The 6,563-nt window shown below is 34.5% G+C and carries 1 pseudogene; it reads right to left on the reverse strand.

The annotated features are described in order from the left end of the window. Positions 1-5,948 (reverse strand): annotated as a pseudogene (locus tag Q0733_RS12575) (hypothetical protein); the annotation flags it as partial. Between the last annotated feature and the right edge of the window lie 615 nt (positions 5,949-6,563).

Genomic DNA, 6,563 nt, shown 5'->3' on the forward strand with positions numbered 1-6,563 from the left:
TCTGTATCTACATCTGTGATTGTTAGTGCTGTAGTAGACTCTAAATTGTTATAAGTAAATCCGCCATCACCTTCTAAGGCATCTGGACATCCATCGCCGTCTGAGTCTAAGTCTAAGTAATTTAGGATACCATCATTATCGGTGTCTGTTATACATTGTGAGCCTACAAATTGAACTTCACTAAACTCTCTATTAGAAAGTTCATCATCTGTATCTGTAAGTACTATTGTATATGATCCTGTACTAAGTGTTAAAGGAATTGTTAATGCCGTACCATTAGACAAGGTTGTAGATGTATTTGCTGTAGTATTCACAACCACCACATTGGTTGCATCATCTGTTATTTGTAATGAATATGATTTAAGTTGTTCTGAATTATTTGTTCCAACAATACCATACATTTCAAATCCAGTAATATTAGTATGCTCTGTCACAACTAAACTATAAGTGAAAGTTGGGTTTTGCACCCCATTAGCAGCAGTTGTGTTATAAACATACCCTTCTGAACCTGAACCATTTAATCTATTAATTATACCATTTGCTGTTGTACTAGGATCAGTAAAGGCACCATTAGTATTAACAGATGTAGTAGAAACATATACAGGGGTGATTACTCTAGAACATCCTTCATCGGTATCTAAAATACCATCATTATCATCATCTAAATCACAAGCATCTCCTACCCCATCTGCATCATTATCAGTAAATAATGTGCTGGCTGTATTACAAGAATCACATTCGTCTGATTGTACGGTGTCATCTGTAGCGCTTACATCTGCTTGACCTCCATTGGCTGATGTAGGTACTCCGTCTGTATCTACATCTGTGATTGTTAGTGCTGTAGTAGACTCTAAATTGCTATAAGTAAATCCGCCATCACCTTCTAAGGTATCTGGACAACCATCACCATCTGAATCTAAGTCTAAACAGTCTGAAATACCGTCGTTATCTGTATCTGGTACAAAATAAACCTCAAAGGCGATAAATTCATTAAAGGCCTCTCCTGAAGCTGTATTATAACCTAATTCAGGGTATTTATTATCTATACCTACCGTAGTAGAAGTACCGCCTGTAAGAATACTATTACTTAAGGTAACTTCTGATACATCCATTGGAAAATCAACATACCATTCAGCGTTTACATTATTAATTGTATAAGTTCTAAAACCTCCTCCACTACTAATAGATCCTGTGGTTGATAATCCTATGATTTGTCTATTGTCTAAATCAAAACCTGTTGGAGCTCCAGCTGTATACATTGAAGTACCAGGAGTAGCTTCATCAAAATATTGAGCACTTTCTCCACCTGACCAATTAAACTCATAATCCGCGGCTTGATTGTTACCTACTGTTTCTGTAATAACTTGCTTTACCCTTATTATAGGTTTGTAACCTGGGGTAATATTACTAAGACTTAAAGTATAACTAAAACTGTCTGGGTTAATAGTATTAACACCAACAGCAGTCAACTCTATTCCGTTAGTTGTAAGGTTATACTCAGTACTGCTATAACCTGAAAGAACGTTTTCTGCTATAGAATAATCTGCTGTGGCTCCAGATCCATCAGTAAGCGTACCTGTTTGACCTCCGGTCATAATCGTTGGTATTAACGCACATTCAACACTATCTAAAATACCATCATTATCATTGTCTAAATCTACAAGATCGGGTACGCCATCGCCATCTGTATCGGTTCCTAAAGCTAGGGTTACTGTATCTGTTACCGCTACTGGATCAGCTCCTCCTGCATCTAAGGCATCATCATAGGTAGCCGTTAAAACGTCATTTTCTGTTGTATTAAATGTACCATCATTATTTGTTCCGGCAGTTTTACCATATGTAGTATTTACTGTACCCATAAAAATACCTGTATCTATACCTGTTTCTGTTAAGGTTATAAGTTCACTCTCTCCATTACTATTGGTTACTGTTACATCTATAGTTTCGGCAACCGTAGCATTTGCATTTAAATCTTCATCTGTAACAGTAACTATAGCTGTTTCTCCAACACTTAAAGCTTCTGAAATTTCTACTGTTCCGGTAAACGAACAAGTTGCAATATTTGCATCTAATGCATTTGTTGCATAGGTAGATGTGTACTCCGTAACACCGTCTAAGGTACCCGATCCACCATTAGTATCTACAGAATCTATCAATCCATCCCCATTTGTATCTTCTGCTGCGGTAAATATAAATTGGGCATCACCAATATTTTTTGTAGTATTAGTAATTCCGTCTCCATTTACAACATTTCCATTACCTAAATTAGTAGTTGGACTTACACCGGATTCAGACACATCTGTACATCCATCTCCATCAGAATCTAAATCTAAACTGTTATATACTCCATCAAGATCTGTATCACAAAAACGAGTTGAACTTAATTCTAGAGATATACCAAAATGATCTACTTGTAAAACACGCCATGGATGCTCATAAGTTATGGTAAATACTAAAGGTGTATTTTGGTCAACAAATTGCTCTAATTGAACTTGATATATATCTCTGTTAACTGTATTTTCGGTAGTACTAGGTGTATCACGATCAGTCCAAGTAACACCAAATCCTGAAGTTTGAACTGTCATTGTAGATGGTGCTGAAATAACTTCTCCAACAGAAGCTGTAGACTCGGGTGCATAAGTATAAGTATCATCCCTTTGTAAAAGTTCCATACTAGCTGTTGCACTACTTAAAATTTCTCTTCTCATATGATTTATACCAGATGGAACAATATCACCAGCGGAATTATTATCATAAATTACTTTTAAATTATGAGCTCCTTGGATTATAGGGGTAATTGTAACAGTAAACACCTCGGGAGTTGTAGCAACAGTAGCACCAGAAAATGCTAATGCTGTAGCAGTTCCAGATGAATAATATGAGTGATAACTATTTAAACCAACTCCCGTAATTTCCATTGTATATGCGGCAACTCCATCTACTGTATAAGTATATACATTAGAACTGCCCGAGAAATCTCCACCATCTAAAGATGGACATTCATCTAAATCTAATATACCATCATTATCATCATCTATATCAACTGAGTTAATAACTCCATCACAATCACTATCTAAACCAACTGTCACTTCTACTGTTCCTGTTCCATCTCCATCAGTTCCAGAATAACAGGTATTTGCAGCATTGTAAAACGCTGCGTAATAAGTACCAGGCAAGACTGCTGTTACATCGGTAATTAAATTACTATCTGTTGCCGGTGTACCTGTATGCCAAGTTACAGTTGTATCAGCCGTGTCATTACTTGCGGTAACACTTGTTAAATCTGCCGTAGTTGATGGGCATCCGAGTGATATTGATGCTACCGATAAAGCTGGTGCACTTGAACCAGCAGGACAAGAATTACAGTACTCTTCTAATACCTGAACAGCATCAAATAAAGTAAGAGTATTTAATACTGTACCTCCTGATGTATTTGTAGCTGTAAATCTTACATATTTATAATTCCCTGTTAAACTACTTGGTATTGTGTAATCTAATGTAGTATATGTTGTACTTCCTATATTTTGATTGGTAGACTCTGCTGTCCATACACTATTATCTTCTGAAAATGCGATGGTAAAATCTCCTCCCCATGCAGCGGTCCAATGACGTGCGTACATTGTTAATACTGAGCCTCCACTAAAAGTATCAGCATATTCTAATATTATTGTAGTTCTTAATGAAATTCTATTTACAGTAGTATTTCCCCCATTTTCATCTGGAGCTCCAACAACACCAGTATCTCTTCCCCAAGAATTACTCCCATTACCTGAAGCTGATATTACATATTGATTCTTTACTAATTTTCCATACAAACATTTTTCTCTCCATAATACATCAGATGTATTGCTAGAATATGCTCCTAAAACATTTGTAATACCTGCATTTACAGGCCCAAAATTACTATCATCTGTATCTACTGCGTCATCTAACCCATCTTGATCTGCATCATTATTTGCTAGTGTTATTCCTGCTTCGGTAGTGTCATCTGTTTGAGCATTGTCAGAATCTAAATCTAAATAATCTACTGTTTGATCTTCATCTGTATCAATTGGCGTTAATCCATTAGTACCTACATATGCTGAATTTAAACCAGAATTTGTTGTGTATGTTGCTGCGTCATCTGTTGATGGTTGAATGTATCCTGAGGTAGTTTGCGCTTCTATATTATCAGGAATTCCATCACCATCGGAATCTAAATCAAAGTGATTAAGAGTTCCATCGTTATCTGTATCTAATGTACAATCTGCAACACTATTAGCCACAAAACTATTTACTATAGGCATTGGCGTTGGATTCGGAGCATAAGCAGTTCTATCAACTGTAGTTCCGTCACCATAACTACCTCCTGAATTATGTCCGACATTATAAATTTGCCCGTTCTGTACTATTGGCGTTGAATGACCCCCACTTCCTACAAATGTAGCATTATCTATAACATAACCAGATTCTACAGAAGGAGTAGAAACATCTGAAGTCCAAGTAACAACTGAAGAAAGGCCAATCTGATTTTGAGAATTATGCCCCCAAGATCTAACAGAACCATCATCTAATATTACTGAAGCTGCAGGGTTAGTTGTATCTTCGGAACTTGTATTTACAAATTTTACATTTGTTAAGGGCCCTTCTGTAGAACCGGTTCCAACTACTGCCCACGTTGTTTGCGATTGTGCATGAGCATAACCAGACAAACCTAATACTCCATATGTATTATAACCCATAGTATATAAAGTACCATCTTGTGCTAATAAATAATAGGCCCTACCATTTGTTTCTATTTGCACAGGAGCTTCTCCTGCAGTATAAGTGGCCGGAAGAGTTACCTGTAACCATGTTGCTGAATCTTGAACACTAGAACCATCTCCTAAAAACACATCACTACCTAATGTGTATAAATTACCATCACTAGCATAAACAAAAGCAAGTGCTCCACCATTTAAACCTATAGCATAATTTACTACTGTAGCACCATTAGGTAATGCCGGAAAAGCTAACCAACCATTTGCAAAAGTACTATTTCCAGCATTTCCAAAAGAAAATTGATTTCCATACCCGTTATAATATAAATTACCAGCCTTATCCAACATACTAAGAATACCTATTGGAGTAGTGTTTCCAGCCGTTACTCTAAAAGTTACAATATCATCTACCGAATTTACTGTGGCAGGAAATCCTGGATGATTTGCCGAATCTGTATGAATTGTCCATTCTGTACCTACAGTAAGACTCAAAGTCAAATGACCTGCTTGCCCAACAGTAGCATAATCTCCATTCTCTAAAATGAAAATACCTCCAGTTGTACCTCCAAGCACTCCAAAAGCTATTTCTTCTCCTCTTGCATAACCATTAGCTGTAGTCATTTCTGTTAAAGTCAATTGATTGCCTCCTGCTCCATCAAGCTCCTCACCTGCTATAGCATAACCCCCAGTATTAGACTTAAAGAGAATTCCATGATGCCCTAACTGCAATGCCTGTAAATCATATCCATTACTACTCACTTGAGCTGTTGGGATACCAGAAGAACAACCTTCTTCTACATCTAAGATACCATCATTATCATCATCAATATCATCTTCATTACATACCCCATCTCCATCAAAATCATCTCCATCAGCTGTACCTCCTACAGTACCTGCACAGCCAAAATCAATAAGGGTCGTTGTAGTATTATTTTTTAGTTTTAAAACATAATTATTAGAAACAGAGGTTTCTAACTCATTAACGTTCACATCTTTTGAAACATAAAAAGTATTTGCATAAAACTCTTCTTCAAAAGTCTCATAGGCTTCATCAGAAAATTCTGGATTTATTTCATTAAACTCTTGGGATAATGTTTCTTGGGATTGAAGAGTAAAAATTGTAAAAAATAAGACTAAACTATTAATTACATTTTTAAAATTTATTTTTCCTACATATATACTGTTACGTATAAGTAATATTAATTTCATAAGCGTTGGGGCGATTAAGATAATAAGAGATAAACTTAGATTAAATTGATTATTTGATTATTTTTTTTCGATAATGTTATATTATTAATCGTTTATTATTCGTTTTTAATAGTTGATTTATAAATTTACTTTATATTTTTATTCTTTATTTTAACTAGTTTTCTACTAGTTCACTACAAATTATGTTTAAAAACAGTAATTAAATCATTTTGATAAAACATTAACAAATTATTTATACAAAGACTAGATAGAGTATTAAACACCATACATAAACACAATTACGCATATTTACGTATAAAAAGAAAAAATGATTTTTTCTATACTTGTTTTTAAATTAGAAAGAAACATTGAGTAATTTATTACAAATCTACTAAATGGGGTTTTCTTATGGGGAATAAGAATAAATATTAATTATAGTAAATATTTAATATTTTGAACAAATATATAAAAGATTTTTTCATTCAAAAGAAAGATGTCTAAAATATTTTTTAAAAAATAAATTATACTGTAAATAATTATTATTTACAGTATAATTTATTTAATTATTATTGTTTGGTGTTGAGTCTTTATCTTTTAAAGGCAAACTATATATTTCTGCTTTATTTGTTAAAATAC

The organism is uncultured Polaribacter sp., assembly GCF_947500975.1.
Classification (GTDB): domain Bacteria; phylum Bacteroidota; class Bacteroidia; order Flavobacteriales; family Flavobacteriaceae; genus Polaribacter.